Origin of the sequence: Citrobacter sp. wls714, assembly GCF_005281025.1 — a bacterium.
GTDB lineage: Bacteria > Pseudomonadota > Gammaproteobacteria > Enterobacterales > Enterobacteriaceae > Citrobacter > Citrobacter werkmanii.
In genome coordinates, this window is sequence record NZ_SZWZ01000093.1 from 1 (window position 1) to 25934 (window position 25934).

Annotated in this window: 20 protein-coding genes and 2 pseudogenes; 11 read left to right on the plus strand and 11 right to left on the minus strand. The window is 54.1% G+C overall.

The annotated features are described in order from the left end of the window. The 7 genes and pseudogenes from FDX11_RS19865 to thpR form a co-directional block, all read right to left on the minus strand. Nucleotides 1-365: pseudogene (locus FDX11_RS19865) on the minus strand (fimbrial protein); the annotation flags it as partial. Between the two features lie 558 nt (nucleotides 366-923). Continuing rightward, on the minus strand, nucleotides 924-1403 hold the full coding sequence (gene folK / locus FDX11_RS19870) for a 2-amino-4-hydroxy-6-hydroxymethyldihydropteridine diphosphokinase (protein ID WP_042312222.1): 480 nt from the start codon (nucleotides 1401-1403) through the stop codon (nucleotides 924-926). Beyond that, on the minus strand, nucleotides 1400-2794 hold the full coding sequence (pcnB, locus tag FDX11_RS19875) for a polynucleotide adenylyltransferase PcnB (protein ID WP_208616126.1): 1395 nt from the start codon (nucleotides 2792-2794) through the stop codon (nucleotides 1400-1402). Before pcnB ends, folK begins: the two co-directional genes overlap by 4 nt. 71 nt (nucleotides 2795-2865) lie before the next feature. Then, nucleotides 2866-3762, minus strand: coding sequence for a tRNA glutamyl-Q(34) synthetase GluQRS (gene gluQRS, locus FDX11_RS19880; protein WP_137350405.1), 897 nt, complete (start codon nucleotides 3760-3762; stop codon nucleotides 2866-2868). Nucleotides 3763-3832: 70 nt separating this feature from the next. Continuing rightward, nucleotides 3833-4288, minus strand: a complete 456-nt coding sequence (gene dksA / locus FDX11_RS19885; RefSeq protein WP_003018625.1) for an RNA polymerase-binding protein DksA — start codon at nucleotides 4286-4288, stop codon at nucleotides 3833-3835. Nucleotides 4289-4465: 177 nt separating this feature from the next. Then, a complete protein-coding gene (sfsA, locus tag FDX11_RS19890; protein ID WP_137398426.1) occupies nucleotides 4466-5170 on the minus strand; it encodes a DNA/RNA nuclease SfsA in 705 nt (234 codons plus the stop codon). A 15-nt stretch (nucleotides 5171-5185) separates the two neighbouring features. After that, nucleotides 5186-5716 (minus strand): RNA 2',3'-cyclic phosphodiesterase, encoded by a 531-nt coding sequence (thpR, locus tag FDX11_RS19895; protein ID WP_137370447.1) that lies wholly within the window; start codon nucleotides 5714-5716, stop codon nucleotides 5186-5188. Nucleotides 5717-5789: 73 nt separating this feature from the next. Between thpR and hrpB the strand changes: the two genes are divergently transcribed. The 6 genes from hrpB (at nucleotide 5790) to fhuB (ending at nucleotide 17091) form a co-directional block, all read left to right on the plus strand. Further along, nucleotides 5790-8219 (plus strand): ATP-dependent helicase HrpB, encoded by a 2430-nt coding sequence (gene hrpB / locus FDX11_RS19900; protein ID WP_170975622.1) that lies wholly within the window; start codon nucleotides 5790-5792, stop codon nucleotides 8217-8219. A 136-nt stretch (nucleotides 8220-8355) separates the two neighbouring features. Beyond that, a complete protein-coding gene (gene mrcB / locus FDX11_RS19905; protein ID WP_048214900.1) occupies nucleotides 8356-10896 on the plus strand; it encodes a bifunctional glycosyl transferase/transpeptidase in 2541 nt (846 codons plus the stop codon). A gap of 306 nt (nucleotides 10897-11202) precedes the next feature. Next, entirely contained in the window at nucleotides 11203-13377 is a 2175-nt protein-coding gene (gene fhuA / locus FDX11_RS19910) for a ferrichrome porin FhuA (RefSeq protein WP_137398428.1), read from the plus strand. A gap of 47 nt (nucleotides 13378-13424) precedes the next feature. Continuing rightward, nucleotides 13425-14222 (plus strand): Fe3+-hydroxamate ABC transporter ATP-binding protein FhuC, encoded by a 798-nt coding sequence (fhuC, locus tag FDX11_RS19915; protein ID WP_042312203.1) that lies wholly within the window; start codon nucleotides 13425-13427, stop codon nucleotides 14220-14222. After that, complete coding sequence (fhuD, locus tag FDX11_RS19920; protein WP_137398429.1) at nucleotides 14222-15112, plus strand: Fe(3+)-hydroxamate ABC transporter substrate-binding protein FhuD; 891 nt, start codon at nucleotides 14222-14224, stop codon at nucleotides 15110-15112. Before fhuC ends, fhuD begins: the two co-directional genes overlap by 1 nt. Next, entirely contained in the window at nucleotides 15109-17091 is a 1983-nt protein-coding gene (fhuB, locus tag FDX11_RS19925; protein ID WP_137398430.1) for a Fe(3+)-hydroxamate ABC transporter permease FhuB, read from the plus strand. The genes fhuD and fhuB overlap by 4 nt, the downstream gene beginning before the upstream one ends. A 113-nt stretch (nucleotides 17092-17204) precedes the next feature. Here the strand turns inward: fhuB and hemL are convergent, their stop codons facing one another. After that, complete coding sequence (hemL, locus tag FDX11_RS19930; protein ID WP_042312195.1) at nucleotides 17205-18485, minus strand: glutamate-1-semialdehyde 2,1-aminomutase; 1281 nt, start codon at nucleotides 18483-18485, stop codon at nucleotides 17205-17207. A gap of 168 nt (nucleotides 18486-18653) precedes the next feature. Here hemL and clcA point away from each other — a divergent pair, with 168 nt between their 5' ends. The 3 genes and pseudogenes from clcA to erpA all read left to right on the plus strand — a co-directional run bounded on the left by clcA (nucleotide 18654) and on the right by erpA (nucleotide 20501). After that, complete coding sequence (gene clcA / locus FDX11_RS19935; protein ID WP_042312194.1) at nucleotides 18654-20075, plus strand: H(+)/Cl(-) exchange transporter ClcA; 1422 nt, start codon at nucleotides 18654-18656, stop codon at nucleotides 20073-20075. A gap of 23 nt (nucleotides 20076-20098) precedes the next feature. Further along, nucleotides 20099-20164, plus strand: a pseudogene (gene yadW, locus FDX11_RS25285) (small protein YadW). Then, the gene (gene erpA / locus FDX11_RS19940; protein WP_006686771.1) at nucleotides 20157-20501 is read left to right on the plus strand and encodes an iron-sulfur cluster insertion protein ErpA; all 345 of its coding nucleotides are present in this window, start codon (nucleotides 20157-20159) and stop codon (nucleotides 20499-20501) included. Before yadW ends, erpA begins: the two are co-directional and overlap by 8 nt. Nucleotides 20502-20600: 99 nt before the next feature. Here the strand turns inward: erpA and FDX11_RS19945 are convergent, their stop codons facing one another. From FDX11_RS19945 to mtnN, 3 genes are read right to left on the minus strand one after another with little or no spacing between them, the layout of a single operon-like run. Next, nucleotides 20601-21224 carry a TRIC cation channel family protein gene (locus FDX11_RS19945; protein ID WP_038637378.1) on the minus strand — a complete coding sequence of 208 codons (624 nt, stop codon included), beginning with the start codon at nucleotides 21222-21224 and terminating at the stop codon, nucleotides 20601-20603. 37 nt (nucleotides 21225-21261) lie between these two features. After that, nucleotides 21262-22062 (minus strand): vitamin B12 ABC transporter substrate-binding protein BtuF, encoded by an 801-nt coding sequence (gene btuF / locus FDX11_RS19950; protein ID WP_042312193.1) that lies wholly within the window; start codon nucleotides 22060-22062, stop codon nucleotides 21262-21264. Then, entirely contained in the window at nucleotides 22055-22753 is a 699-nt protein-coding gene (mtnN, locus tag FDX11_RS19955) for a 5'-methylthioadenosine/S-adenosylhomocysteine nucleosidase (protein ID WP_137398431.1), read from the minus strand. The genes btuF and mtnN overlap by 8 nt, the downstream gene beginning before the upstream one ends. An 83-nt stretch (nucleotides 22754-22836) precedes the next feature. Between mtnN and dgt the strand changes: the two genes are divergently transcribed. Continuing rightward, a complete protein-coding gene (gene dgt, locus FDX11_RS19960; protein WP_042312189.1) occupies nucleotides 22837-24354 on the plus strand; it encodes a dGTPase in 1518 nt (505 codons plus the stop codon). A 129-nt stretch (nucleotides 24355-24483) separates the two neighbouring features. Next, nucleotides 24484-25917, plus strand: a complete 1434-nt coding sequence (gene degP / locus FDX11_RS19965; protein WP_005132129.1) for a serine endoprotease DegP — start codon at nucleotides 24484-24486, stop codon at nucleotides 25915-25917. The last annotated feature ends 17 nt before the right edge of the window (nucleotides 25918-25934 follow it).

A 25934-nucleotide genomic window follows, 5' to 3' on the forward strand; every position in this document is an offset into this window, starting at 1 on the left:
GCCGGGTTGGTGATGGAGTCATCGTTGTTCAGTGTCCCGTTGCTATTGCTGAAGAACGTTGAGGCCATACTCAGGTGCGCTTTGGTGTTTTCGTTGGTTGTGCCACAGTCTACGGTAATATAGAACGGTTCTGGCTGAATACCGACGGCACTGCTCTGTACGCCAGGATCAGCTGCGATGGCTGACGTCTGGGCGGTGTTCAGTTGAACCTGCCCATCCTGGCTGCCGCCGTTAACATGTGGCGTACAGGTGTTGTCGCTCACCAGACCGGCAAAATCTACTTGCCCGCCATCAAGGGCGAATGCGGATGTTGAGAGTAGTACGGCAGAAAAAACGGTCGACAAGGCGATGATTTTTTTCTTCATGAGAATATCCTTATATCAAGTTACGGCAGTTAAATATGGGGTGAACCATATATTAATTCCGGGTTATTAGACCTTAAATATTCAGCTTTTGTAAAATTCATAGCGGATATGATTATTCGTTCATTTATTTTTATTATATATATTATATGATGGTTTTATTTGTGATGTTGAGGGCTTATTGATATATTATTTTATGAGGTTATTAATTTTTATCGCATCATGCTGTAAGTTGATGATTTGAAGGGGTGATAAATTGATGGTGTAAATTAAATAAAAAACAAAATAGAATGTTTGTATAATTGAGTCTTAGTAGAGAGCGAAATATAGAGGAAGTCTTTATCTTGATAATACATAATATTTATGAGTTGACTTAATTTAGATTTTTTAAATTTTGATTTTAAAAAATATAAGTCGGTAATAATTAAATGATAGCGCAAAATGTAAATTAAAAGCATCTAATATTATATAATATAGTTTTAAATTAAATCATTGTACTTCCAACATGTGCCTTAAGTGAGCGGGTATAAATCAATCTGTCCTGTTTATATTCCTGTAGATCTACCAGCGGTCAGGGCGGGGTGACATATAGCTCAGGCATTCTGCCAACGATTGATTGTCATCAGGAAAATGTAAATCAGGAGCGATCTCAAACAGCGGCCACAGCATAAAGCCCCGATTTTTCATGTCGTAGTGCGGTACGGTCAGACGCTCGGTGTTAATCACTTCATCGCCAAACAGCATAATGTCGAGATCCAGCGTTCGCGGACCCCAGCGTTCGGCCTTGCGCACACGCCCCTGTTGCAGCTCAATGCGCTGAGTATGGTTAAGCAATTCTTCTGGGGTGAGAGCGGTATCCAGCGCCACGGCGGCGTTCAGGTAATCGGGCTGATCCTGTGGGCCTAATGGCGGTGTGCGGTAAAATGAAGAGACGGCCATAATGCGGCTGTCGGGAATTTCACCGATCGCCTGTATGGCAGCATTCACCTGCTCCAGCGGGGAGGCGAGGTTGCTGCCAATAGCGATATAAACGACAGTCACGCACTTCCCTCGCGGCGTGGCGCGCGTTTACGTGGGCGACGATGACGACGACGTTCAGGCTCTTCATCCAGCTCGTTCAGCATGCCTTTTTGCTCCGGCGGCGCTGAAACCTGGAATTCACCCCACCATTGAGCCAGACGCTGCAGCTCGGCGTTGTTTTCCACTTCTGCACGCAGGGCCAGCAGGTCGTAGGCGGCGCGGAACTTCGGATGTTCCATCAGCTTCCAGGCGCGTTTGCCCTGACGACGGGACATGCGTAACTGCAACTGCCAGATATCACGGGTCAGCGAGGTTAATCGTTTCGGGATTGCCAGCGAGCGACAGGCTTCGTCGAGTACGTCATTCATTGCCAGTGCGAAAGCGTCGTAATAGGCCAGACCGCTTTCTTGCGCAATTTTCTGCGCGGCTTCCAGTAACGGATACCAGAACATGGCGGCGAACAAGAACGCCGGGTTAACGCGCATATCATTGTTAATGCGGTTATCGGTATTCTTCAGCACCTGGGCGATAATGCGCTCCATCGGGCTATCACCGTCTTCGGTGAAGTAGCGCGTAATGGTTGGGAACAGCGGCTGGAACAGGCTGTACTCACGCAGTTTTTTATAGGTTTCATATCCATAGCCCGCCTGTAATAGCTTAAGCGCTTCTTCAAACAGGCGTGCGGGAGGAATGTCGTTCAACAGCGTTGCCAGACGCGGGATCGGCTCCGCGGTTTCCGGGCTGATACGCATGTCGAGCTTGGCGGCAAAGCGCACGGCGCGGAGCATACGTACGGGATCTTCGCGATAGCGCGTTTCCGGATTACCAATCAGGCGAATGATGCCTTCTTCGAGATCCTGCATGCCACCGACGTAATCTCGCACGGTGAAATCAGCCACGCTGTAATACAGGCTGTTGATCGTGAAATCGCGACGCTGGGCATCTTCTTCAATGGAGCCAAAGATATTATCGCGCAGCAGCATACCGTTTTGCCCGCGCTGTGAGGTTGTGCGATCGGACTCGCTGCCTTCATGATGACCGCGGAACGTTGCCACTTCGATAATTTCCGGGCCAAACATGACATGGGCCAGACGGAAACGGCGACCGACCAGGCGGCAGTTACGAAACAGTTTTCGCACCTGATCCGGCGTTGCGTTAGTGGTGACATCAAAATCTTTTGGCTTTTTGCCCAGCAAAAGATCGCGCACGCCCCCGCCAACCAGCCATGCCTCGTATCCGGCCTTATTGAGCCTGTACATTACCTTCAGGGCATTTTCACTGATATCTTTGCGGGAGATAGAGTGCTGCTCACGCGGGATTACCGTCATATGTGGACGGGCGACGGCAAGCTCGGCCTCGCGCTCCTCGCGGCTTAGCACCTTGCGGCAAAAATTAGCGACTCGGGTAAAAATAGTGCACCTCGGTAGTGTCAAACTTCAATCAGAACAAGTGTTGCTGTGTAAAAATAGCGGCTAATCATAGCTCAGCATGGCGCATTTGAGAATGGCGTATTTACGATCGCTGATTCTGGCACCGTTGTCAGACTCCAGTTTTCCACTGCAAACTGAAGGATCTGATCGACCTGCATCTCCTGCCACGCGATATCCACACGCTGGCCGAGAAAGCGCAGCGCGGCAATAATCACCGGACGTGGATCGCCTTGCGGCAGGGCAGGTGCATGATTTTGTTTGGAAAGTTTAGCGCCTTGTTCGTTAAGCGCCAGCGGCAGATGAATATAGTCTGGCGCCTGCCAGCCAAACTGCTGATACAACGAAATTTGCCGCACCGTCGGTTCTATGAGATCGGCGCCGCGCACAATTTCCGTCACGCCCTGGAAGTGGTCATCTACCACTACCGCGAGGTTATAGGCAAACAGCCCGTCGCGGCGGTGAATAATAAAATCTTCACCAGCAAGTTGCGGGTCAGCCTGAATCACACCGCGTAGCCGGTCAGTAAACTGCATCACGGGGTGGCGTTGTTTAATGCGGACTGCCGCCTGCTCTGGCCCGAGGCGCAGCTCACGGCAGCGACCATCGTAAATGCCGCCGACGCTTTGAATACGCGCCCGCGTACAGGTGCAGTAATAGCTCAGATCCTGCTGATGCAGCCAGGCGAGCGCCTCGCGGTAGGCGTCATGGCGCTGGGATTGCCACAAAATGTCGCCATCCCAGTGCAGGCCGTAATGTTCCAGCTGACGCAGAATCGTATCTGCAGCACCGGGAACTTCACGAGGGGGGTCAATATCTTCAATGCGTACTCGCCAGATTCCACGCCGGGCACGAGCCTGCAGGTAACTGCCGAGGGCGGCAATCAGTGAACCGAAGTGCAGTTCGCCGGAAGGGGAGGGGGCGAAGCGGCCAATATAGTGTGAATCGCTCATTTTGCGGACTAACAAATAATAAGGCGGGAGAAACTCCCGCCTGTAGTAAACGTGGTAAAAATGACCGGAATTAACCTGCCATTTGTTTTTCGCGGATTTCTGCCAGCGTTTTGCAGTCGATACACAGATCGGCTGTCGGACGTGCTTCCAGACGGCGAATACCAATTTCTACGCCGCATGATTCGCAGTAGCCGAAATCTTCGTCTTCTACCTTCTTCAGCGTCTTCTCGATCTTTTTGATCAGTTTGCGCTCACGGTCACGGTTACGCAGCTCAAGGCTGAATTCTTCTTCCTGCGCGGCGCGGTCCACCGGATCAGGGAAGTTAGCCGCTTCGTCTTGCATATGAGATACGGTGCGATCGACTTCATCCCTAAGTTGATTACGCCATGCCTCAAGAATACGCCTGAAGTGCGACAGCTGGGCTTCGTTCATATACTCTTCGCCCGGTTTCTCCTGGTACGGCTCCACCCCAGCGATGGCGAGAATACTCAGGGACGATGTTTTACGGTTTTGCCCTTCTTGCATGTTGCTTCTCCTTAACACGCACTATCGATCCCCATGTTCGGGGGAAAAATCAGGTCGCTATAAATAGCAGATGCTTTTCCGGATAGCAATTATCTAAACGTAACACTTGACAACCCTGTGAGGAAAAGCGTATTTGCACACGCGCCCAGAATATTAATTAACCAGATGTTTACACCATTACAAGGTAATGGGCAACGGCTCTTTAAGAGTCATACCATGGGCAGAAAGTTCCGCTTTATAAACCAGAATTTCGACCCCCTTTTGCCGAGCTTCGACCAATAATTGCGCATATTTCGTATCAATATGGCGCGCGGGTGAAAACTGTGTAATGGCTGAATGTAGCACAGCGAAAAATATCACCGCCCGCTTACCTTCAGCCGCTACGCTCATCAATTCCCGAAGATGTTTCTGACCTCGTTCAGTGATGGCATCGGGAAAATAACCCTGATCTTTTTCCGCCAACGTGACTGATTTCACTTCAATATAGCAGTCAGGTCGGGAATCCGCCTGTAACAAAAAGTCTATACGACTCCCTTCGGCGCCGTATTTTACTTCACTTTTCAATATGCTATAGCCTGAAACTTCTGAAATTAGCGACTGCTGAATCGCCTCTTTCGCTAATCTGTTCGCCCACAGCGTGTTAACACAAATAAATGCCCCGGATTGCGTTTGCGTTAATTCCCAGGTATGCGGATATTTCCGTTTGGTATTTTCTGATGTCGAATACCAGACGGTATCACCTGGTGTTGCGCATCCGGTCATCGCGCCGGTATTTGGGCAGTGTAACGTTAACGTTGTGCCATCCGGTGTGATCACATCCGCTAAAAAGCGCTTGTAGCGCTGGATGAGCGTAGCCGGTTGTAAAGGTGGAGAAAATTGCATCAGCAGTCCCTTTGATTATTCAGTCAGCGTCCAGCGTTGCATCTGTGCGTAACGCGTGCGTCCTCGTGCAAATGAGGAGGAGTAAAGCGCAAATTCCGTGACCGGAAACGACCAGCCAAAGCCCGGTGGGGGGATGGGAACCGCGTGGCCGGCATCGCGCAGCAGCGTGATATGCGGGTGAAACGGCTGTGGGCTTTGGTAGCATCCGCTGCGCGCGGCCTGTGCCCGCAGCATATTCGCCAGTTGTAACAGTCCGCGCGGCGGCTGACGCATCCCCAGCCATACCACTCGCGAACGCAGCCATTGCCCGGCATCATCCAGTTTGAGCGTAAAACCTGGCTGGCGAATGCGTCCGGCTAGCTGCGACAACGCCTGTTGCTTCTCTGCGCTGACATCACCTAAAAAGGCCAACGTCAGATGCAGATTCTCGGCGGCGACGGGACGGCCTGCTTCAGGAGGGAACTGCGCGGCTCGCCAGTGGATTAACTGCTCCCGAACCCCGCCTGGCAATTCAATCGCAAAGAACAGCCTTTTTGGCTCAGACATGATGGATACTCGGTTATGAATTAACGCGATGCTACAATGCAGCGCGAAGAATGTTAACCCTCTGGAGCCATTTGTGACGTCGTTGCCCGTTGCCGCCGTAGTGCCTGAACTGCTTACCGCCCTTGATAACTCGTCGCAGGTGCTGCTGACCGCGCCGACCGGTGCCGGGAAATCGACCTGGCTGCCGTTGCGACTGCTTGAGCATGGTGGCATCAAGGGGCGGATTATTTTGCTGGAGCCGCGTCGTCTGGCGGCACGCAATGTGGCGCAGCGGTTGGCGGAGTTGCTGAACGAAAAGCCCGGTGAGACCGTGGGTTATCGCATGCGCGCACAGAGCTGCGTGGGGCCGCAGACCCGGCTTGACGTGGTGACGGAAGGCGTCCTGACGCGCATGATCCAGCGCGATCCCGAACTGGCGGGCGTCGGGTTAGTGATCCTCGACGAATTTCACGAGCGGAGCCTGCAGGCCGACCTGGCGCTGGCGCTGTTGCTGGATGTACAGCAGGGACTGCGTGACGATCTGAAACTGTTGATCATGTCCGCAACGCTCGATAACGGGCGCTTGCAGCAGTTATTGCCCGATGCGCCCATGATTATCTCTGAAGGCCGCACATTTCCAGTCGAGCGACGGTATCAACCGCTGGCGGCACATCTGCGTTTTGACGAAGCGGTGGCGATAGCCACGGCGGAGCTACTGCGCTATGAAAGCGGGTCGCTGCTGCTGTTTTTACCGGGCGTTGGGGAAATCCAGCGCGTGCAGGAGCAACTGGCAACGCGTGTGGGCAGCGATGTTGTGCTGTGCCCGCTGTATGGCGCGCTGACGCTTGCCGAGCAGCGTCAGGCGATTTTGCCCGCGCCGCAAGGTAAGCGCAAAGTGGTGCTGGCCACCAATATTGCCGAAACCAGCTTAACGATTGAAGGTATTCGGCTGGTGGTAGACTGCGCCCAAGAGCGCGTGGCGCGCTATGACGCGCGCACGGGACTGACGCGACTGATTACCCAGCGCATCAGCCAGGCCTCGATGACGCAGCGAGCGGGACGCGCAGGGCGTCTGGAACCCGGAATTTGTCTGCATCTGCTTGCCAAAGAGCAGGCGGAAAGAGCGGCTTCGCAAGGGGAGCCGGAGATATTACAGAGCGATCTGTCCGGGCTGCTAATGGAGTTGCTGCAATGGGGATGCACCAACCCTGAGCAACTAAACTGGCTGGATACGCCGCCCGCCATCAACCTGCAGGCGGCAAAACGACTGTTGCAGATGCTGGGCGCGCTTGAGGACGACAGGCTCAGCGCCACAGGGCAGAAAATGGCGGCGTTGGGTAACGACCCGCGATTAGCAGCTATGCTGGTTAGCGCCAACAATGACGATGAAGCGGCAACGGCGGCGAAACTGGCTGCGATTCTGGAAGAGCCGCCGCGCGGCGGCAGTACCGATCTGGCTGTGGCGTTTTCACGAAATCAGCCTGCCTGGCAGCAGCGCAGTCAACAGTTGCTGAAACGGCTTAACGTTCGCAGCGGACAGCCCGACAGCACACAACTCCCCCCGTTGCTGGCGCGGGCGTTTGCTGACCGGATCGCGCGTCGACGCGGGCAGGAAGGGCGTTATCAGTTGGCTAATGGTATGGGGGCAATGCTGGATGCCGATGATGCCTCAGGACGCCATGAATGGCTGATAGCCCCCCTGTTGCTACAGGGCAGCGCTTCGCCGGATGCACGTATTTTGCTGGCTCTGCCACTGGATATTGAGGCGCTAATGCAGGCATGTCCTGAGCTGCTGCAACAGTCCGACACCATCGAATGGGATGAGGCTCAGGGAACGTTAAAGGCATTGCGTCGCTCGCGCATTGGCCAGCTCACGGTAAAAGTCCAGCCGCTGGCTAAACCCTCGGAAGAGGAGTTGCACCAGGCGATGTTGAATGGCATTCGCGATAAAGGGCTAAGTGTGCTCAACTGGACGCCGGAAGCCGAGCAGTTTCGACTGCGTCTGCAATGTGCGGCAAACTGGTTGCCAGAGTATGACTGGCCCGCGGTAGATGAGGATTCTCTGCTGGCGTCGCTGGAGACCTGGCTGCTGCCGCACATGAGCGGTGTGCACTCGTTACGCGCATTAAAAGCACTCAATGTGGGACAGGCGTTGCGCGGTTTACTGGACTGGTCAATGTTGCAACGTCTGGATAGTGAGCTGCCTGCGCATTACACTGTGCCGACGGGAAGCCGGATTGCCATTCGCTATCATGAGGATAATCCTCCAGTATTGGCGGTTCGGATGCAGGAAATGTTTGGCGAAGCGAATACCCCAACCATCGCTCAGGGCCGCGTTCCACTGGTGCTGGAGCTGCTGTCTCCGGCCCAACGACCGCTACAGGTGACCAGCGATCTGAGCGCGTTCTGGCAGGGATCGTACCGCGAGGTGCAAAAAGAGATGAAAGGGCGTTATCCGAAACACGTCTGGCCGGACGATCCGGCGAATACCGCGCCAACGCGGCGTACAAAGAAGTATTCGTAATGCAACTGTAGGCCGGATAAGGCGTTTATGCCGCATCCGGCGAAAGAGCGGTAATAATTGAGAGATTTCTTCTTCTGTCGCAGGACGGAAGAACAGAGAATCGGGCCCTTGCGCCTGAATGTTGCGGAGAAAAAGCATGGCGGGGAATGACCGCGAGCCAATTGGACGTAAAGGGAAACCATCGCGTCCGGTAAAACAAAAGGTGAGCCGTCGTCAACTCAGAGATGAAGAGTATGACGACGATTATGATGATGATGACTATGAGGATGAAGAACCGATGCCGCGTAAGGGTAAGGGCAAAGGGCGTAAGCCTCGTGGTAAGCGCGGCTGGTTCTGGCTGCTGGTAAAACTGTCGATTGTCTTTTTGGTGCTGATCGCCATTTACGGCGTGTATCTGGACCAAAAAATTCGTAGCCGTATTGATGGCAAAGTCTGGCAACTTCCGGCGGCGGTGTATGGCCGCATGGTTAACCTTGAGCCAGAAATGCCCATCGGCAAGAACGAGATGGTGAAGCTGCTGGAGGCCACCCAGTATCGTCAGGTGACGAAGATGACGCGTCCGGGCGAATTCACCGTACAGGCGAAGAGCATTGAGATGATTCGTCGCCCGTTTGACTTCCCGGACAGCAAAGAAGGGCAGGTGCGCGCGCGTCTGACCTTTGACGGCGATCATCTGGACACCATCGAGAATATGGATAACAACCGCCAGTTCGGTTTCTTCCGTCTCGATCCGCGTCTGATTACCATGCTCTCTTCACCTAACGGCGAGCAGCGTCTGTTTGTCCCGCGTAGCGGCTTCCCGGATCTGCTGGTGGACACGCTTCTGGCGACCGAAGACCGTCACTTCTATGAACATGACGGGATCAGTCTCTATTCCATTGGTCGTGCAGTGCTGGCGAACCTGACGGCAGGTCGTACGGTACAAGGGGCCAGTACGCTGACCCAGCAGTTGGTGAAGAACCTGTTCCTCTCCAGCGAGCGCTCCTACTGGCGTAAAGCCAACGAAGCCTATATGGCGCTGATCATGGACGCGCGTTACAGTAAAGACCGTATTCTTGAGCTGTACATGAACGAAGTCTATCTCGGTCAAAGCGGTGACAATGAGATCCGTGGCTTCCCGCTGGCGAGCCTGTATTACTTCGGACGTCCGGTTGAAGAGTTAAGCCTTGACCAACAGGCCCTGCTGGTTGGGATGGTGAAAGGGGCGTCGATTTATAACCCGTGGCGTAACCCGAAGCTGGCGCTGGAGCGTCGTAACCTGGTGCTGCGTCTGCTGCAACAGCAGCAGATTATCGACCAGGATCTGTATGACATGCTGAGCGCGCGTCCGTTAGGCGTGCAACCGCGCGGCGGGGTGATTTCACCACAGCCAGCGTTTATGCAGATGGTGCGTCAGGAGCTACAGGCGAAGCTGGGCGATAAAGTTAAAGATCTCTCCGGTGTGAAAATTTTCACCACCTTTGATTCCGTGGCGCAGGACGCCGCAGAAAAAGCGGCGGTGGAAGGCATTCCGGTGCTGAAGAAACAACGTAAGCTGAGCGATCTGGAAACGGCGATTGTGGTGGTTGACCGCTTTAGCGGCGAAGTTCGCGCCATGGTCGGCGGGGCAGAGCCGCAGTTTGCGGGCTATAACCGTGCGATGCAGGCGCGTCGTTCAATTGGTTCTCTGGCGAAGCCGGCGACCTATCTGACGGCACTTAGCCAGCCGAAGCTGTACCGCCTGAATACCTGGATTGCCGATGCGCCAATTGCGCTGCGTCAGCCGAACGGCCAGGTGTGGTCACCGCAGAACGATGACCGTCGCTATAGCGAAAGCGGTAAAGTGATGCTGGTGGACGCGTTAACGCGCTCAATGAACGTTCCTACGGTAAATCTGGGGATGGCGCTGGGCCTGCCCGCTGTAACCGATACCTGGCTGAAGCTGGGTGCGCCGAAAGATCAGCTTAACCCGGTTCCGGCTATGCTGCTGGGGGCGCTGAACCTGACGCCAATCGAAGTGGCGCAGGCGTTCCAGACTATCGCCAGCGGCGGGAACCGCGCGCCGCTGTCGGCGCTGCGTTCGGTGATTGCCGAAGATGGCACGGTGTTGTACCAGAGCTTCCCGCAGGCTGAGCGTGCCGTTCCGGCGCAGGCGGCGTATATGACGCTGTGGACCATGCAGCAGGTGGTTCAGCGTGGTACGGGCCGCCAGCTTGGCGCGAAGTATCCTGGGCTGCATCTGGCAGGTAAAACCGGGACCACCAACAACAACGTCGATACCTGGTTCGCCGGGATCGACGGCAGCCAGGTGACCATCACCTGGGTGGGCCGCGATAACAACCAGCCAACCAAGCTGTACGGTGCCAGCGGCGCGATGTCGATTTACCAGCGTTACCTGGCCAACCAGACCCCGACACCGCTGGTGCTGACGCCGCCGGAGGATGTGGTGGATATGGGCGTAGACTACGACGGTAACTTCGTTTGCAGCGGCGGGATGCGTACGCTTCCGGTATGGACCACCGATCCGGATTCACTGTGTCAACAAGGTGAGATGTTGCAGCAGTCGGGTAATCCGTTCGATCAATCTTCTCAGCAGCCGCAGCAACAGCAGCCTCAACAGCAGCAACCGCCGCAGCAAGAGAAGAAGGACGGCGATGGCGTGGCCGGTTGGATTAAAGAGATGTTTGGCGGTAACTAACGCCTGCTTAAAAACCCGCTTCGGCGGGTTTTTCTTTATTCGCGCAAGATACTCACACTGCTATTCAACAATCCGCCATTGTTTTGCCTGATGGGGCTACGCTTATCAGGTATACAGTGCAAGGGCGTAACGCCACCTTTCAGCCTAATTTATTAACCCTTTCTTTTCATCTGGTTATTTCTTAACCCCTCAGTTTTAGTAGGGACGTGTATTGCTTGCTATCTCGCCAGAGTTTCGAATATTATGCTGCCGTTATAATAATAATTCTCGTTTACGTTATCATTTACTTTCATCAGAGAAATACCAATGGCGCGTCTTAAAACTGCTCAGCCAAGTTCATCACTGCGTAAAATCGCAGTAGTGGTAGCCACAGCGGTTAGCGGCATGTCTGTCTATGCACAGGCGGCGGTTGACCCGAAAGAAGAAACCATCACCGTAACTGCAGCGCCTGCTCCGCAGGAAAGTGCATGGGGGCCTGCGGCAACCATCGCCGCGAAACGCTCTGCCACTGCCACCAAGACTGATACGCCTATCGAAAAGACCCCGCAGTCTGTTTCGGTTGTGACGCGTGAAGAGATGGATATGCATCAGCCAGGGTCGGTAAAAGAGGCTTTAGCCTATACCCCTGGTGCTGCCGTTTCTACGCGTGGCGCTTCCAGCACTTATGATTTCGTTATTATTCGTGGCTTCTATACGCCTGGCCCAACACCAAACAATTACCTTGATGGCGTCAAGCTACAGGGGGATTACTACAGCTCTGCCGTTGTTGATCCTTACATGCTTGAACGCGTCGAGCTTATGCGCGGGCCAACGTCTGTACTTTACGGGAAAAGTAATCCGGGTGGCTTGATCTCCATGGTTAGCAAAAGCCCGACATCAGAGCCGCTAAAAGAAATTCAATTCAAAATGGGTTCGGATAATCTGTTCCAAACCGGTTTTGATTTCAGCGATTCCCTGGATGACGACGGCGTGTACTCATACCGCTTGACAGGGTTGGCACGTTCTAATGACGAACAACAAGATTTTGCGAAACAGAAACGTTATGCCATTGCTCCAGTATTTAGCTGGAAGCCTGATGACCGAACCAACCTGACTCTGCGAGCAAACATTCAGAATGAACCGTCAACTGGCTATTACGGCTGGTTGCCGAAACAAGGTACGGTCGATCCGTTACCCGATGGTTCCCGTTTGCCAGTGAGCTTTACGGATTATGCGCCGAACAATACCTATTCGCGTTATGAGCGAATGGTTGGCTACAGCTTTGAACACAGTTTTGATGATACCTTCACTGTGCGCCAAAATTTACGTTATAGCCAAATCAAAACCTCTCAACAGAGTGTGTACGGTTTCGGCGCAGTGGGTAATCAGCTGACCCGTCAGATTATCGTCGCCGATGAACGCTATAATGATTTTGGCGTAGATACTCAATTGGAAAGCAAGTTCGCGACGGGAGATGTTGGACACACTCTGCTCACCGGCGTCGACTATTCGCGTCTGCGAAACGATATTGATAACGCCTACGGAAGTGCACCGCCTTTAGATATGAATAATCCGGTGTATGAAGATGTTGATTTCCCTGACGCGAAACCGTTCCAGCTTAACACGCAGCACCAAACTGGCGTGTATGTACAGGACCAACTGGAATGGAATAAATGGGTTGCAACGCTTGGCGGGCGCTATGACTGGTCTCAGCAGGCAACCACTATTCGTTCCAGCAATCAAAAAGTTGAACGTAACGATGAGCAGTTCACCTGGCGCGGTGGGATTAACTATCTCTTCGACAATGGTATTACGCCATACTTTAGCTACAGCGAATCATTCGAGCCGAACCCTTCAAAAGCATGGGCGGCAACACCTGCTGATAACGTTGCGTATGCACCGTCAAAAGGTAAGCAATATGAAGCTGGCGTGAAATATGTTCCAAAAGATCTGCCCGTTGTTGTTACTGCCGCGGTATATGAGCTAACGAAAACGAATAACCTGACCACCGACCCGCTTAATCCGTTTGCGCAGGTTCCGGCGGGTGAAATACGTTCTCGTGGCGTTGAATTAGAAGCAAAAGCCGCAGTGAATGCGAACATTAACCTGACAGCGTCTTATACATATACCGATGCGGAATATACAGAAGACACGACGCTTAAAGGTAAAACACCTGTTCAGGTACCAAAAAACATGGCCTCTCTGTGGGGGGATTACACCTTCTACGAAGGCCCGCTATCTGGGTTAACGTTGGGTACAGGTGGTCGTTATGTTGGCTCTAGCTACGGCGATCCGAAGAATACCTTCAAAGTGGGTAGCTCAACCGTGATGGATGCCGTCGTTAAATACGATCTCGCTCGTCTCGGTATGGCAGGTTCCAGCGTTGCGGTTAACGTTACTAATCTGTTTGACCGTGAATACGTTGCCAGCTGCTTTGATACCTATGGCTGCTTCTGGGGCGCAGAACGTCAGGTCGTTGCAACCGCAACCTTCCGTTTCTAATTTCTCTTTGGGCACGCTTTGCGTGCCCGTTTTACAAGTTGGCTGCTATGCAGGAAAACAGATCCCATCCCGACACCACTTTTGCGTTGCGTAATGTCTCCTTTCGTGTGCCAGGGCGCACGCTTTTGCATCCCCTCTCGTTAACGTTTCCTGTGGGAAAAGTGACAGGACTTATCGGTCACAACGGTTCCGGAAAATCGACGTTACTGAAAATGCTGGGACGTCATCAGCCGCCGTCAGAAGGCGAAATCCTGCTAGACGACCAGCCGCTGGAGAGCTGGAGCAGTAAAGCGTTTGCCCGCAAGGTTGCTTACCTGCCGCAGCAACTGCCGCAGGCTGAAGGGATGACCGTCCGCGAGCTGGTAGCGATTGGCCGCTATCCGTGGCACGGCGCGCTGGGACGTTTTGGCGTGGCCGACAGAGAGAAAGTAGAAGAAGCCATTTCGTTGGTGGGCTTAAAACCCCTGGCGCATCGTCTGGTCGATAGCCTGTCCGGCGGCGAGCGTCAGCGTGCGTGGATCGCCATGCTGGTGGCGCAGGACAGCCGCTGTCTGCTACTTGACGAACCGACCTCCGCGCTGGATATCGCCCATCAGGTTGACGTGCTGGCGCTGGTGCATCGCTTAAGCCAGCAGCGCGGCTTGACGGTGATTGCCGTACTGCACGATATCAATATGGCGGCCCGCTACTGCGATTACTTAGTTGCGCTGCGCGGCGGTGAAATGATTGCGCAAGGAACGCCGGCTGAACTGATGCGCAGTGAAACTCTGGAACAAATTTACGGTATCCCGATGGGCATCTTGCCGCATCCGGCCGGTGCCGCACCCGTGAGTTTTGTCTATTAATGATCGGATTACCTCATATTACCCGTCGGCGGCTGCTGACGGCGATGGCGCTGTCGCCGCTGCTGTGGCGGATGAATACGGCGCACGCGGCGGCGATTGATCCACAGCGTATTGTGGCGCTGGAATGGTTACCGGTAGAGCTGTTGCTGGCGCTGGGTATTACGCCGTATGGCATTGCCGATATCCCTAACTACAAGCTGTGGGTCAATGAGCCTCCATTGCCGGAGTCGGTGATTGACGTCGGGCTACGTACGGAACCCAATCTCGAACTGCTGACCGAAATGAAGCCCTCGTTTCTGGTGTGGTCGGCTGGTTATGGCCCCGCCCCCGAAAAGCTCGCGCGGATTGCCCCCGGGCAGGGATTTAATTTCAGTGATGGCAAAAAGCCGCTGGCCGTTGCGCGAAAATCGCTGCAGGAAATGGCGCAATTGCTGAATCTGTCAGCCTCCGCTGAACGCCATCTGGCCGAGTACGATCGTTTTATCGCCAGCCTGAAACCGCGCTTTATGCAACGTGGCGCGCGCCCCGTGCTCCTGACATCCCTGCTTGATTCGCGGCATATGCTGGTGTTTGGGCCGAACAGCCTGTTTCAGGAGGTGCTGGACGAATATGGGATCCCCAACGCCTGGCAGGGAGAAACCAACTTCTGGGGCAGCACTGCTGTGAGTATTGACCGTCTGGCTGCTTATAAGGATGTTGATGTGCTGTGCTTTGATCACGGCAACGATAAAGAGATGGCTGCGCTGATGTCTACGCCATTATGGCAGGCGATGCCGTTTGTCCGTGACGGACGTTTTCAGCGCGTGCCTGCCGTCTGGTTTTATGGCGCAACGCTGTCCGCGATGCATTTTGCCCGCATTCTGGATAATGCGCTGGGAGGCAAAGCGTGATTAAACGAATTGCGCTGTTCCCAACGCTTCTTCTGGCGGTTCTGTTTGTCGCTGCCTGCTGGCTCACCTGGGTTAACTTCTCCGATGCGCTACCGCGCAGCCAGTGGCAACAGGCTATCTGGTCACCGGATATCAATGCTATTGAGCAGATGGTTTTCCACTACAGCTTGCTGCCGAGGTTGGCAATTTCGCTGTTGGTCGGTGCCGGGCTGGGCCTGGTCGGCGTGTTGTTCCAGCAGGTGCTGCGTAACCCACTGGCAGAACCCACTACGTTAGGTGTCGCAACCGGGGCGCAGTTAGGTATTACGGTCACGACGCTGTGGGCGATTCCGGGGGCGCTGACCGCGCAATTTGCGGCGCTGGCAGGGGCCTGTATCGTTGGCGCGCTGGTGTTTGGCGTTGCCTGGGGCAAACGTCTTTCCCCCGTGACGCTAATCCTTGCCGGTCTGGTGGTCAGCCTGTACTGCGGGGCGATTAACCAGTTACTGGTACTTTTCCATCACGATCAGCTGCAAAGCATGTTTTTATGGAGCAGTGGCTCGCTGACGCAAACCGACTGGAGTGGCGTTCAGCGTTTGTGGCCGCAACTGCTGGGCGGCGTGATGTTGACGCTGCTGTTATTACGCCCAATGACGCTGATGGGACTGGATGACGGCGTGGCGCGCAACCTTGGGCTGGCGCTATCGCTGGCGCGCCTGGCGGCACTGACGCTGGCGATTGCCATCAGCGCCTTGCTGGTTAACGCAGTCGGAATTATCGGTTTTATCGGTCTGTTTGCGCCGCTGCTGGCAAAAATGCTCGGTGCCCGGCGCTTACTGGCACGTCTGTTGCTGGCCCCGTTGATTGGCGCGCTGATCCTCTGGCTCTCCGATCAAATCATTCTGTGGCTAACCCGCGTCTGGATGGAAGTCTCCACCGGTTCGGTGACGGCGCTGGTTGGCGCGCCGCTGCTGCTGTGGCTGCTGCCGCGCCTTAAAAGCATGAGCGCACCGGATATGAATGCCAGCAACCGCATCGCCGCTGAGCGTCAGAATGTGCTGATGTTTACGCTGGCGGGTGGGGCGCTCTTGCTGTTGACCCTGGTGGTGGCGCTGTCGTTTGGCCGCGATGCGCACGGCTGGACATGGGCCAGCGGCGCGATGCTGGATGAGCTGATGCCCTGGCGCTGGCCACGTATTCTGGCGGCGCTGATTGCCGGGGTAATGTTGGCGGTAGCGGGCTGTATTATTCAACGTCTGACGGGCAACCCAATGGCCAGCCCGGAAGTGCTGGGTATTAGCTCCGGCGCGGCATTTGGCGTAGTGCTCATGCTGTTTCTGGTGCCCGGCAATGCCTTTGGCTGGCTGCTCCCCGCCGGGAGCCTCGGAGCGGCGGTCACTCTGCTTATCATCATGGTTGCCGCCGGGCGCGGCGGTTTTTCGCCGCACCGTATGCTGCTGGCAGGGATGGCGCTCAGCACGGCGTTTACAATGCTGCTGATGATGCTGCAGGCCAGCGGCGACCCGCGCATGGCGGGCGTGTTGACCTGGATCTCTGGCTCAACCTATAACGCGACAGGCGAGCAGGTATTGCGTACCGGGATAGTGATGGTTTTCTTGCTGGTGCTGACGCCGCTGTGCCGTCGTTGGTTGACGATTTTACCGCTCGGCGGCGATACGGCGCGGGCGGTCGGTATGGCGTTGACGCCGTCACGCGTGGGGTTACTGCTGTTGGCGGCGGGATTAACGGCGACAGCCACCATGACGATTGGGCCGTTGAGCTTTGTCGGGCTGATGGCGCCGCATATTGCTCGCATGATGGGTTTTCGCCGGGCGATGCCGCATATGCTGATTTCGGCGCTGGCGGGAGGCGTGCTGTTGGTCTTTGCCGACTGGTGCGGCAGAATGGTGCTGTTTCCGTATCAGATCCCGGCGGGATTACTGTCGACGTTTATCGGCGCTCCGTACTTTATCTATCTGCTGAGAAAGCAGAGCCGCTGAGGCTGATTCTTTTCATGTAGGCCGGATAAGACGCTCGCGTCGCCATCCGGCAATAAAAAAGCCGGGTGGCGGCTTCGCCTTACCCGGCCTACTTTGTTTCTGTACGTTCTCTTTTACAGTTTCGCAAACACCCGACGCGCGGCGTCGATGGTGTTATTGATATCTTCTTCGCTGTGCGCCACAGACATAAAGCCCGCTTCGAAGGCAGAAGGCGCCAGGTAAACCCCTTCATCCAGCATCATGTGGAAGAAACGCTTAAAGCGTTCAACGTCGCATGCCATCACATCCTGATAGCAGGTCACGGTTTCTGCATCGGTGAAGAAAATCCCGAACATCCCGCCCACATGGTTAACCACCAGCGGAATATTAGCGTCTTTGGCCGCTTCCAGCAGACCTTCCGCCAGACGCGTTGTCAGTTCGTTCAGCGTTTCATGAATACCCGGTTGGGCCACTTCGGTCAGACAAGCAAAGCCCGCCGCCATTGCAATCGGGTTACCGGACAGTGTACCCGCCTGGTAAACCGGACCGGTCGGCGCCAGCGCGTCCATCACATCACGACGGCCACCGAATGCGCCAACGGGCATCCCGCCACCGATGATTTTACCCAGGCAGGTCAGGTCCGGAACAACGCCGTAATAATCCTGTGCACCGGCCAGTGCCACGCGGAAACCGGTCATCACTTCATCGATAATCAACAGCGCACCAAACTCATCGCACAATGCACGCAGGCCTGGCAGGAATTCTGGCAGCGGCGGGATGCAGTTCATGTTGCCGGCGACCGGCTCAACAATGATACAGGCGATCTCCTGCGGGTACTGTTCAAACGCTGCACGCACTGAAGAGAGATCGTTATAGGTGCAGGTCAGGGTGTGTTTCGCGAAATCAGCTGGAACGCCAGGGGAGTTCGGCTGGCCCAGCGTTAACGCGCCTGAACCGGCTTTGACCAGCAGGCAGTCAGCATGGCCGTGGTAGCAGCCTTCAAATTTGATGATCTTATCGCGACCGGTAAAACCGCGCGCCAGACGGATGGCGCTCATTGTCGCTTCCGTACCGGAGTTCACCATGCGCACCATGTCCATGGTCGGCACGAGTTCAGTGACCAGCTCCGCCATTTTTACTTCCATCTCGGTTGGCGCGCCGAAGCTTAAACCGCGTTCTGCGGCTTCAATCACCGCATTACGGATTGCCGGATGGTTGTGACCCAGTACCATCGGTCCCCAGGAACCGACGTAGTCGACATAGGCTTTACCATCGACATCGTACAGATACGCGCCGTCCGCTTTTTCGATAAACAGCGGAGTACCACCCACGCCAGTAAAGGCGCGAACGGGGGAGTTAACGCCGCCAGGGATAAGTTCGCGTGCTGCGCTGTAGAGATTTTCAGACTTACTCATGGATGGGGTCCTGGTTCGTAGAAAAAGTAAATGCCCGCTATTCTAGTTATTCAGAGAAGGTTATGAAAGTTTTACGCAATTGAAACAATGCGATTTGCAGGGGATTTTCGTGAAATGTGCGAGTAGAATGCCGATTCCGTATTTGTATTACCAATTAATGATCATCTGATGAAGACAGACACTCCCTCTTTTGAAGCACAGCAAATTGTGCGTTTACGCCGCAGGGATCAAATCCGTCGACTCCTGGAACGAGATAAAACGCCGTTGGCGATCCTCTTAATGGCCGCGGTAGTGGGTACCGTGACGGGACTTGTGGGCGTAGCCTTTGAGAAAGCGGTGACCTGGGTGCAGAATCAGCGCATAGGCGCGCTGGCTCAGGTTGCGGACCATGCCATTCTGCTGTGGCCGCTGGCGTTTATCCTCTCTGCATTGCTGGCGATGGTCGGCTATTTTCTGGTGCGTAAATTTGCACCGGAAGCGGGCGGTTCGGGGATCCCAGAGATTGAAGGCGCTTTGGAAGAGTTACGACCCGTGCGCTGGTGGCGCGTTCTGCCGGTGAAATTTATCGGCGGTATGGGCACACTGGGCGCTGGGATGGTGCTCGGGCGAGAAGGGCCGACCGTGCAGATTGGCGGCAACATTGGACGCATGGTGCTGGATATTTTCCGTATGCGCAGCGCCGAAGCGCGGCATACCCTGCTGGCTACCGGTGCCGCAGCGGGCTTGTCGGCGGCGTTTAATGCTCCTCTGGCGGGGATCCTGTTCATTATTGAAGAGATGCGTCCACAGTTTCGCTATAACCTCGTGTCGATCAAAGCCGTGTTTACCGGCGTCATCATGTCGAGCATTGTGTTTCGCGTTTTCAACGGTGAAGCCCCGATTATTGAAGTTGGCAAGCTCTCCAATGCGCCGGTGAATACGCTGTGGCTGTATCTGGTGCTGGGGATTATTTTTGGCTGCGTCGGACCATTGTTTAATACCATGGTGTTGCGTACCCAGGACATGTTCCAGCGTTTCCATGGTGGCGAGATTAAAAAATGGGTGCTCATGGGCGGTGCGATTGGCGGCCTGTGCGGGATCCTTGGATTAATTAAACCTGAAGCGGCAGGTGGCGGGTTTAACCTGATCCCGATTGCTGCGGCAGGCAATTTTAGCGTCGGTCTGCTGCTGTTTATCTTTATTACCCGGGTTATTACCACGCTGCTGTGCTTCTCGTCCGGTGCGCCTGGTGGGATTTTTGCCCCGATGCTGGCGTTGGGCACGCTGCTTGGTACCGCGTTCGGTATGGCCGCAGCGGCCTCCTTTCCGCATTATCACCTCGAGGCCGGGACCTTCGCCATCGCCGGAATGGGGGCTTTGTTGGCGGCGTCGGTAAGGGCGCCGCTCACCGGTATTGTGCTGGTGCTGGAGATGACCGATAACTATCAGCTCATTTTGCCAATGATTATTACCTGTCTTGGCGCAACACTATTAGCCCAATTTATGGGCGGAAAGCCGCTATACTCGACTATCCTTGCCCGCACGCTGGCAAAACAGGAAGCGGAGCAGGCGGCAAAAAGCCAGGGTACCGCCGCTGGCGAGAATACTTGAACGAAATACCAGGGTATTAGATAATGGCTTTAACCATTGGGTTATAATTTGCCCAATTGCCAATGTCGTTTGGAGCAAAATATGAGTGATGACGTAGCGCTGCCACTGCAATTTACTGAAGCAGCAGCCAATAAAGTAAAAAGCCTGATCGCTGACGAAGATAACCCGAACCTGAAATTACGCGTGTATATCACCGGCGGTGGTTGCAGTGGTTTTCAGTATGGTTTTACCTTTGATGATCAGGTGAACGATGGTGACATGACCATTGAGAAACAAGGTGTTGGTCTGGTGGTTGATCCGATGAGCCTGCAATATCTGGTGGGTGGTTCGGTTGACTATACCGAAGGTCTGGAAGGTTCCCGCTTCGTTGTGACTAACCCGAATGCTAAAAGCACCTGCGGGTGTGGTTCTTCTTTCAGCATCTGATTGCTGTTCGTTATGCCGGATGGCGACGCGAGCGTGTTATCCGGCCTACAGGAAAGATGTCCCGGCCCGATAAGCGTAGCGCCATCGGGCAAAACAATATCAACGCCCGTTATCATCCAGCGCAAACGTTGGCAATTTCAAATGCCAGCGAATGGCGGCCAGCCGAATCAGCAGGGTGACAATCATCCCCATCATACTGGCGTTTTCCAGTGAAACATCAAAGGTATAAAACGCGGTCGCATGTACGATCCCGCCGATAATACAGGCTGTCGCGTAGATTTCGGTGCGCAAAATCATCGGTACTTCACGGGCTAATACGTCACGAATGATCCCACCGCCAACGCCGGTGATCACTCCCATACAAATCGCCACCAGAGGCCCTGTTCCGGCTATAAAAGCTTTGTTGACGCCAATGCCCACGAATACCGCCAGACCAACGGCATCCAGCACCGGCAGGATCCACTTCGGCAACCGTCGGGGCTGACGCACCAGCAGGATCGTCAGCATGCTGGTGATCATCGCCACCACCAGATCGGTAGGATCCTTAACCCAAAAAACCGGTCCGTTATCCAGCGCCATATCGCGGATCGTCCCGCCACCGACGGCTGTTACCACGCCTAAGACCAGAACGCCGAAGGGATCCATACGCAGTTTACCGGCAAGCAATACGCCAGAGATAGCAAATACCGCGGTACCGACAATATCCAGCCAATAGACGAGCATGTTTAAATCCTCACAACAAACCTGGTGGGGGCAGGCGCTAATTTACCTGTGAAAGCGCATTGCAGAGTTGTTTTGCGGCGAGGATAATACGCGGGCTCGCGCGTTCGAACCAGTCACTATTAAGTGTAATAATGGGTATTTTTAGCTGGTTTCCCCAGTATTGCTCAATTTTCAGCGTTTCGCCCGAACCACCGGTGGCAACGATAGCCTGCGGCGCTCTTGCCAGGACCTGTTCACGGCTAACCTGCGGCCATGGAACCCGACTGCCGGCAAAGATGTTTTCTCCACCGCATACCTCAAGAACCTCATGCTGAATGGAGCCTTTTCCACTGGTAAACAGAGGATTCGCCCCAAACTGCAGAAACACGCGTTTTTTCGGTTTGTTGGCATACTGAGATTTTAGTAAAGCATATTCATCAAGCAACGTTTTTGCTGCCTGTTTGGCCTGCTCTGGTCTGGGGCTCCATGGCGCCAACTGGCGTAGCGCATCGGCGACCTGCTCAATGGTAACAGCATCCACCCAGATAACCTTAACACCCAGCGCGGTCAGTTGATTTACCTGCCGCTCAGCATTTCCCCCGCGCCAGGCGACGACCAAATCCGGTTTCAGCGCCACAATGCGCTCCAGATTCATGCCTTGCCAGGTTGAGACCTCTTCAATATTTTTGGCCTCGGGCGGGTAATTTGAGTAGCTACTGACGCCAACGGGGGTAATGCCGGCGGCAAAGGCGAGTTCAGTATTGGCGGGAGAAAGCGTAACAACACGCGGTGCGGCGTAAAGGAACGCCGGGAGAGTGAAAAGCAGGGCGACCAGCGCCCTGGAGAGTAATTTAGCCATGCGCCAGTTTCTGTACCAGCGTTTCAACCATCAGGCTTGACTGCTTCGCGGCGACCACCAGGAACTCGTCAAAGCTGAGATGGGACTGCTGATCGGCGACGTCAGAGATGGCGCGAACCACGACGAACGGCACGTTAAAATTGTGGCAAACATGCGCAATCGCGGTTGCTTCCATCTCAACGGCAATCGCCTGCGGGAAGTTATGCTTAATTTTAGCCAGGCCGACAGAGCCATTAATGAAGGCATCTCCGCTGACGATAAGCCCACGGACGGCATTCAGATTCAGTTCAGCAATGCAGGTTTCTGCTGCAGCAATCAGCGCAGGATCGGCTTTGAAACCCGCCGGGCAACCCGGTAGCTGACCAAATTCATAGCCAAATGCCGTGACGTCGGCATCGTGATAGCGCGCTTCATCAGAAACCACGATATCGCCGACTTTCAGCGTAGAGGCCAGGCCGCCCGCTGAACCGGTATTAATGATGGCGTCCGGCTTGCAGCGTTCAAGCAGCAACGTAGCGCCCAGTGCAGCAGCGACTTTACCGATGCCTGATTTCAGTAGCGCAACCTCAGTACCGTTCAGTTGGCCGGTGTAAATTTCACAACCGCCGAGAGCGATGGTCTGACGGTTTTCGATTTTGTCACGCAGTAGCGTAACTTCTTCTTCCATTGCACCAATGATGCCGATTTTCATAGATTTACTCGCGATAAGCCAGATTTGAGGGCATAGTCTATCATGCGCTTAAGGGGTAGCGCATTTCTCAGGCGGGAGAGGACATGGCACAGATCGATTTCCGAAAAAAAATAAACTGGCATCGTCGTTACCGTTCGCCGCAGGGCGTGAAGACTGAGCATGAGATCCTGCGTATTTTCGAAAGCGATCGTGGACGTATTATCAATTCTCCGGCAATTCGCCGACTGCAACAAAAGACCCAGGTCTTTCCGCTGGAACGTAATGCGGCGGTGCGCACGCGTTTAACGCACTCAATGGAAGTTCAGCAGGTTGGCCGCTATATCGCGAAAGAGATCCTCAGCCGACTAAAAGAGCAAAAGTTGCTGGAGCAGTATGGCCTGGATGAACTGACGGGACCGTTTGAAAGTATTGTCGAAATGTCCTGCCTGATGCACGACATTGGCAATCCGCCGTTTGGTCACTTTGGTGAAGCGGCAATTAATGACTGGTTCCGCCAGCGACTGTATCCCGCAGATGCGGAAAGTCAGCCACTCAGCGATGACCGCTGTCTGGTGGCGGCATTACGTTTGCGCGAAGGCGAAGAGTCGCTGAATGATATTCGCCGTAAGGTGCGACAAGATTTGTGTCATTTTGAAGGTAATGCGCAAGGGATTCGTCTGGTACATACCCTGATGCGCATGAATCTTACCTGGGCGCAGGTTGGCGGTATTTTGAAATATACCCGTCCGGCGTGGTGGCGTGGTAATGCGCCCGCAACACACAACTATTTAATGAAGAAACCAGGCTATTATCTTTCTGAAGAACTGTATATTGAGAGGTTACGTAAAGAATTATCATTAGCGCCTTACAGTCGCTTTCCATTAACCTGGATTATGGAAGCTGCCGATGATATCTCTTATTGCGTGGCCGATCTGGAAGATGCCGTTGAGAAAAGAATCTTTAGCGTCGAGCAACTTTATCACCATCTGCATGAGGCGTGGGGACACCACGAAAAAGGTTCCCTGTTCAGTCTGGTGGTAGAGAACGCCTGGGAGAAATCACGTTCAAATACATTAAGCCGGAGTACCGAAGATCAGTTCTTTATGTATTTACGCGTTAATACATTGAATAAACTGGTGCCGTACGCTGCTCAGCGATTTATCGATAACTTGCCGCAGATTTTTGAGGGATGTTTTAATCACGCGCTGTTAGAAGATGCCAGTAGCTTCAGCCAGTTGCTGGGGGTCTATAAAAATGTGGCGATAAAACATGTGTTTAGTCACCCAGACGTTGAGCAACTGGAGTTACAGGGCTATCGGGTGATCAGCGGGCTGCTGGAAATCTATCAACCGTTATTAAAAATGACTCAGTCAGATTTTACTGAACTGGTCGAAAATGAAAGAGTAAAACGTTTTCCTATCGAGTCCCGGTTATTTCAGAAGCTGTCCACTCGCCATCGCCTTGCTTATGTTGAGGCGGTCAGTAAAATATCGGTTGGCTGCGCTGAGTTTTCTGTTCTGGAATATTATTATCGCTGTCGTTTGATTCAGGATTATATCAGCGGGATGACAGATTTATACGCCTGGGATGAATATCGCCGGTTGATGGCAGTAGAACAATAAATAATCATTTGTAAAGACCGACAATAAAATTTTACTTTTTCCTTAAACTTAAATCTGGAACTTAGCGCTATAAAACGACTCTGACGTATACAGCAATTTTGCGTTACCTGTTAATCGAGAACGAAACACATGAAAAAAACCACATTAGCAATGAGTGCACTGGCTCTGAGTTTAGGTTTGGCGTTGTCCCCCTTGTCTGCAACAGCGGCTGAAACGGCGTCTTCAGCAACGACTGCCCAACAGATGCCAAGCCTGGCCCCGATGCTTGAAAAAGTGATGCCATCGGTGGTGAGTATTAACGTCGAGGGGAGCACGACGGTGAATACGCCGCGCATGCCGCGTAATTTCCAGCAGTTCTTCGGTGATAATTCCCCATTCTGCCAGGACGGTTCTCCGTTCCAGAGTTCCCCGTTCTGCCAGGGCGGCGCACCGGGCGCTGACAACGGCGGTGGCCAGCAGCAAAAATTTATGGCGCTGGGCTCCGGCGTAATTATTGATGCCGCGAAAGGGTATGTTGTGACCAACAACCACGTGGTGGATAACGCCACGGTGATTAAAGTTCAACTGAGCGATGGACGTAAATTTGACGCGAAGATCGTGGGTAAAGATCCGCGCTCCGATATCGCGCTGATCCAGATTCAGGATCCGAAAAACCTGACGGCTATTAAGCTGGCGGATTCCGACGCGCTGCGCGTGGGTGATTACACCGTAGCAATTGGTAACCCGTTTGGCCTCGGCGAGACCGTTACCTCCGGTATCGTTTCTGCGCTGGGCCGTAGCGGCCTGAATGCGGAAAACTACGAGAACTTTATCCAGACCGATGCTGCGATCAACCGGGGTAACTCCGGTGGCGCCCTGGTCAACCTGAACGGTGAGCTGATCGGGATTAATACCGCGATCCTCGCACCGGACGGCGGTAATATCGGGATCGGTTTTGCAATCCCAAGCAACATGGTGAAAAACCTGACCTCGCAGATGGTTGAGTTCGGCCAGGTTAAACGTGGCGAGCTGGGCATTATGGGTACCGAGCTGAGCTCTGAGCTGGCGAAAGCGATGAAAGTTGACGCCCAGCGTGGCGCATTCGTCAGCCAGGTCATGCCGAACTCTTCCGCAGCGAAAGCGGGTATTAAAGCCGGGGATGTGATTACCTCCCTGAACGGTAAACCTATCAGCAGCTTTGCCGCCCTGCGTGCGCAGGTGGGAACTATGCCGGTAGGCAGCAAAATTAACCTTGGCCTGCTGCGCGACGGTAAGCCTGTTACTGTGAATCTGGAACTGCAGCAGAGCAGCCAGACCCAGGTTGATTCCAGCTCTATCTTCAAAGGCATTGAAGGTGCTGATATGAGCAACAAGGGCCAGGACAAAGGGGTCGTGGTAAGCGACGTGAAACCGAATTCTCCGGCGGCACAGATTGGCCTGAAGAAAGGGGATGTGATTATCGGAGCTAACCAGCAACCGGTGAAAAATATCGCCGAACTGCGCAAAATTCTCGACAGCAAACCCGCTGTACTGGCGCTGAACATTCAGCGTGGCGACAGCTCCATCTATCTGTTGATGCAGTAATCTCCCTCAACCCCTTC

Bases quoted from the DNA above. Each gene is read 5' to 3' on its own strand.
- fhuD (WP_137398429.1), top strand. From the start codon at position 14,222: ATGATCGGATTACCTCATATTACCCGTCGGCGGCTGCTGACGGCGATG.
- gluQRS (WP_137350405.1), bottom strand. From the start codon at position 3,762: ATGAGCGATTCACACTATATTGGCCGCTTCGCCCCCTCCCCTTCCGGC.
- fhuC (WP_042312203.1), top strand. From the start codon at position 13,425: ATGCAGGAAAACAGATCCCATCCCGACACCACTTTTGCGTTGCGTAAT.
- fhuA (WP_137398428.1), top strand. From the start codon at position 11,203: ATGGCGCGTCTTAAAACTGCTCAGCCAAGTTCATCACTGCGTAAAATC.
- thpR (WP_137370447.1), bottom strand. From the start codon at position 5,716: ATGTCTGAGCCAAAAAGGCTGTTCTTTGCGATTGAATTGCCAGGCGGG.
- dgt (WP_042312189.1), top strand. From the start codon at position 22,837: ATGGCACAGATCGATTTCCGAAAAAAAATAAACTGGCATCGTCGTTAC.
- FDX11_RS19945 (WP_038637378.1), bottom strand. From the start codon at position 21,224: ATGCTCGTCTATTGGCTGGATATTGTCGGTACCGCGGTATTTGCTATC.
- btuF (WP_042312193.1), bottom strand. From the start codon at position 22,062: ATGGCTAAATTACTCTCCAGGGCGCTGGTCGCCCTGCTTTTCACTCTC.
- degP (WP_005132129.1), top strand. From the start codon at position 24,484: ATGAAAAAAACCACATTAGCAATGAGTGCACTGGCTCTGAGTTTAGGT.
- mtnN (WP_137398431.1), bottom strand. From the start codon at position 22,753: ATGAAAATCGGCATCATTGGTGCAATGGAAGAAGAAGTTACGCTACTG.
- hemL (WP_042312195.1), bottom strand. From the start codon at position 18,485: ATGAGTAAGTCTGAAAATCTCTACAGCGCAGCACGCGAACTTATCCCT.
- erpA (WP_006686771.1), top strand. From the start codon at position 20,157: ATGAGTGATGACGTAGCGCTGCCACTGCAATTTACTGAAGCAGCAGCC.
- clcA (WP_042312194.1), top strand. From the start codon at position 18,654: ATGAAGACAGACACTCCCTCTTTTGAAGCACAGCAAATTGTGCGTTTA.
- mrcB (WP_048214900.1), top strand. From the start codon at position 8,356: ATGGCGGGGAATGACCGCGAGCCAATTGGACGTAAAGGGAAACCATCG.
- dksA (WP_003018625.1), bottom strand. From the start codon at position 4,288: ATGCAAGAAGGGCAAAACCGTAAAACATCGTCCCTGAGTATTCTCGCC.
- sfsA (WP_137398426.1), bottom strand. From the start codon at position 5,170: ATGCAATTTTCTCCACCTTTACAACCGGCTACGCTCATCCAGCGCTAC.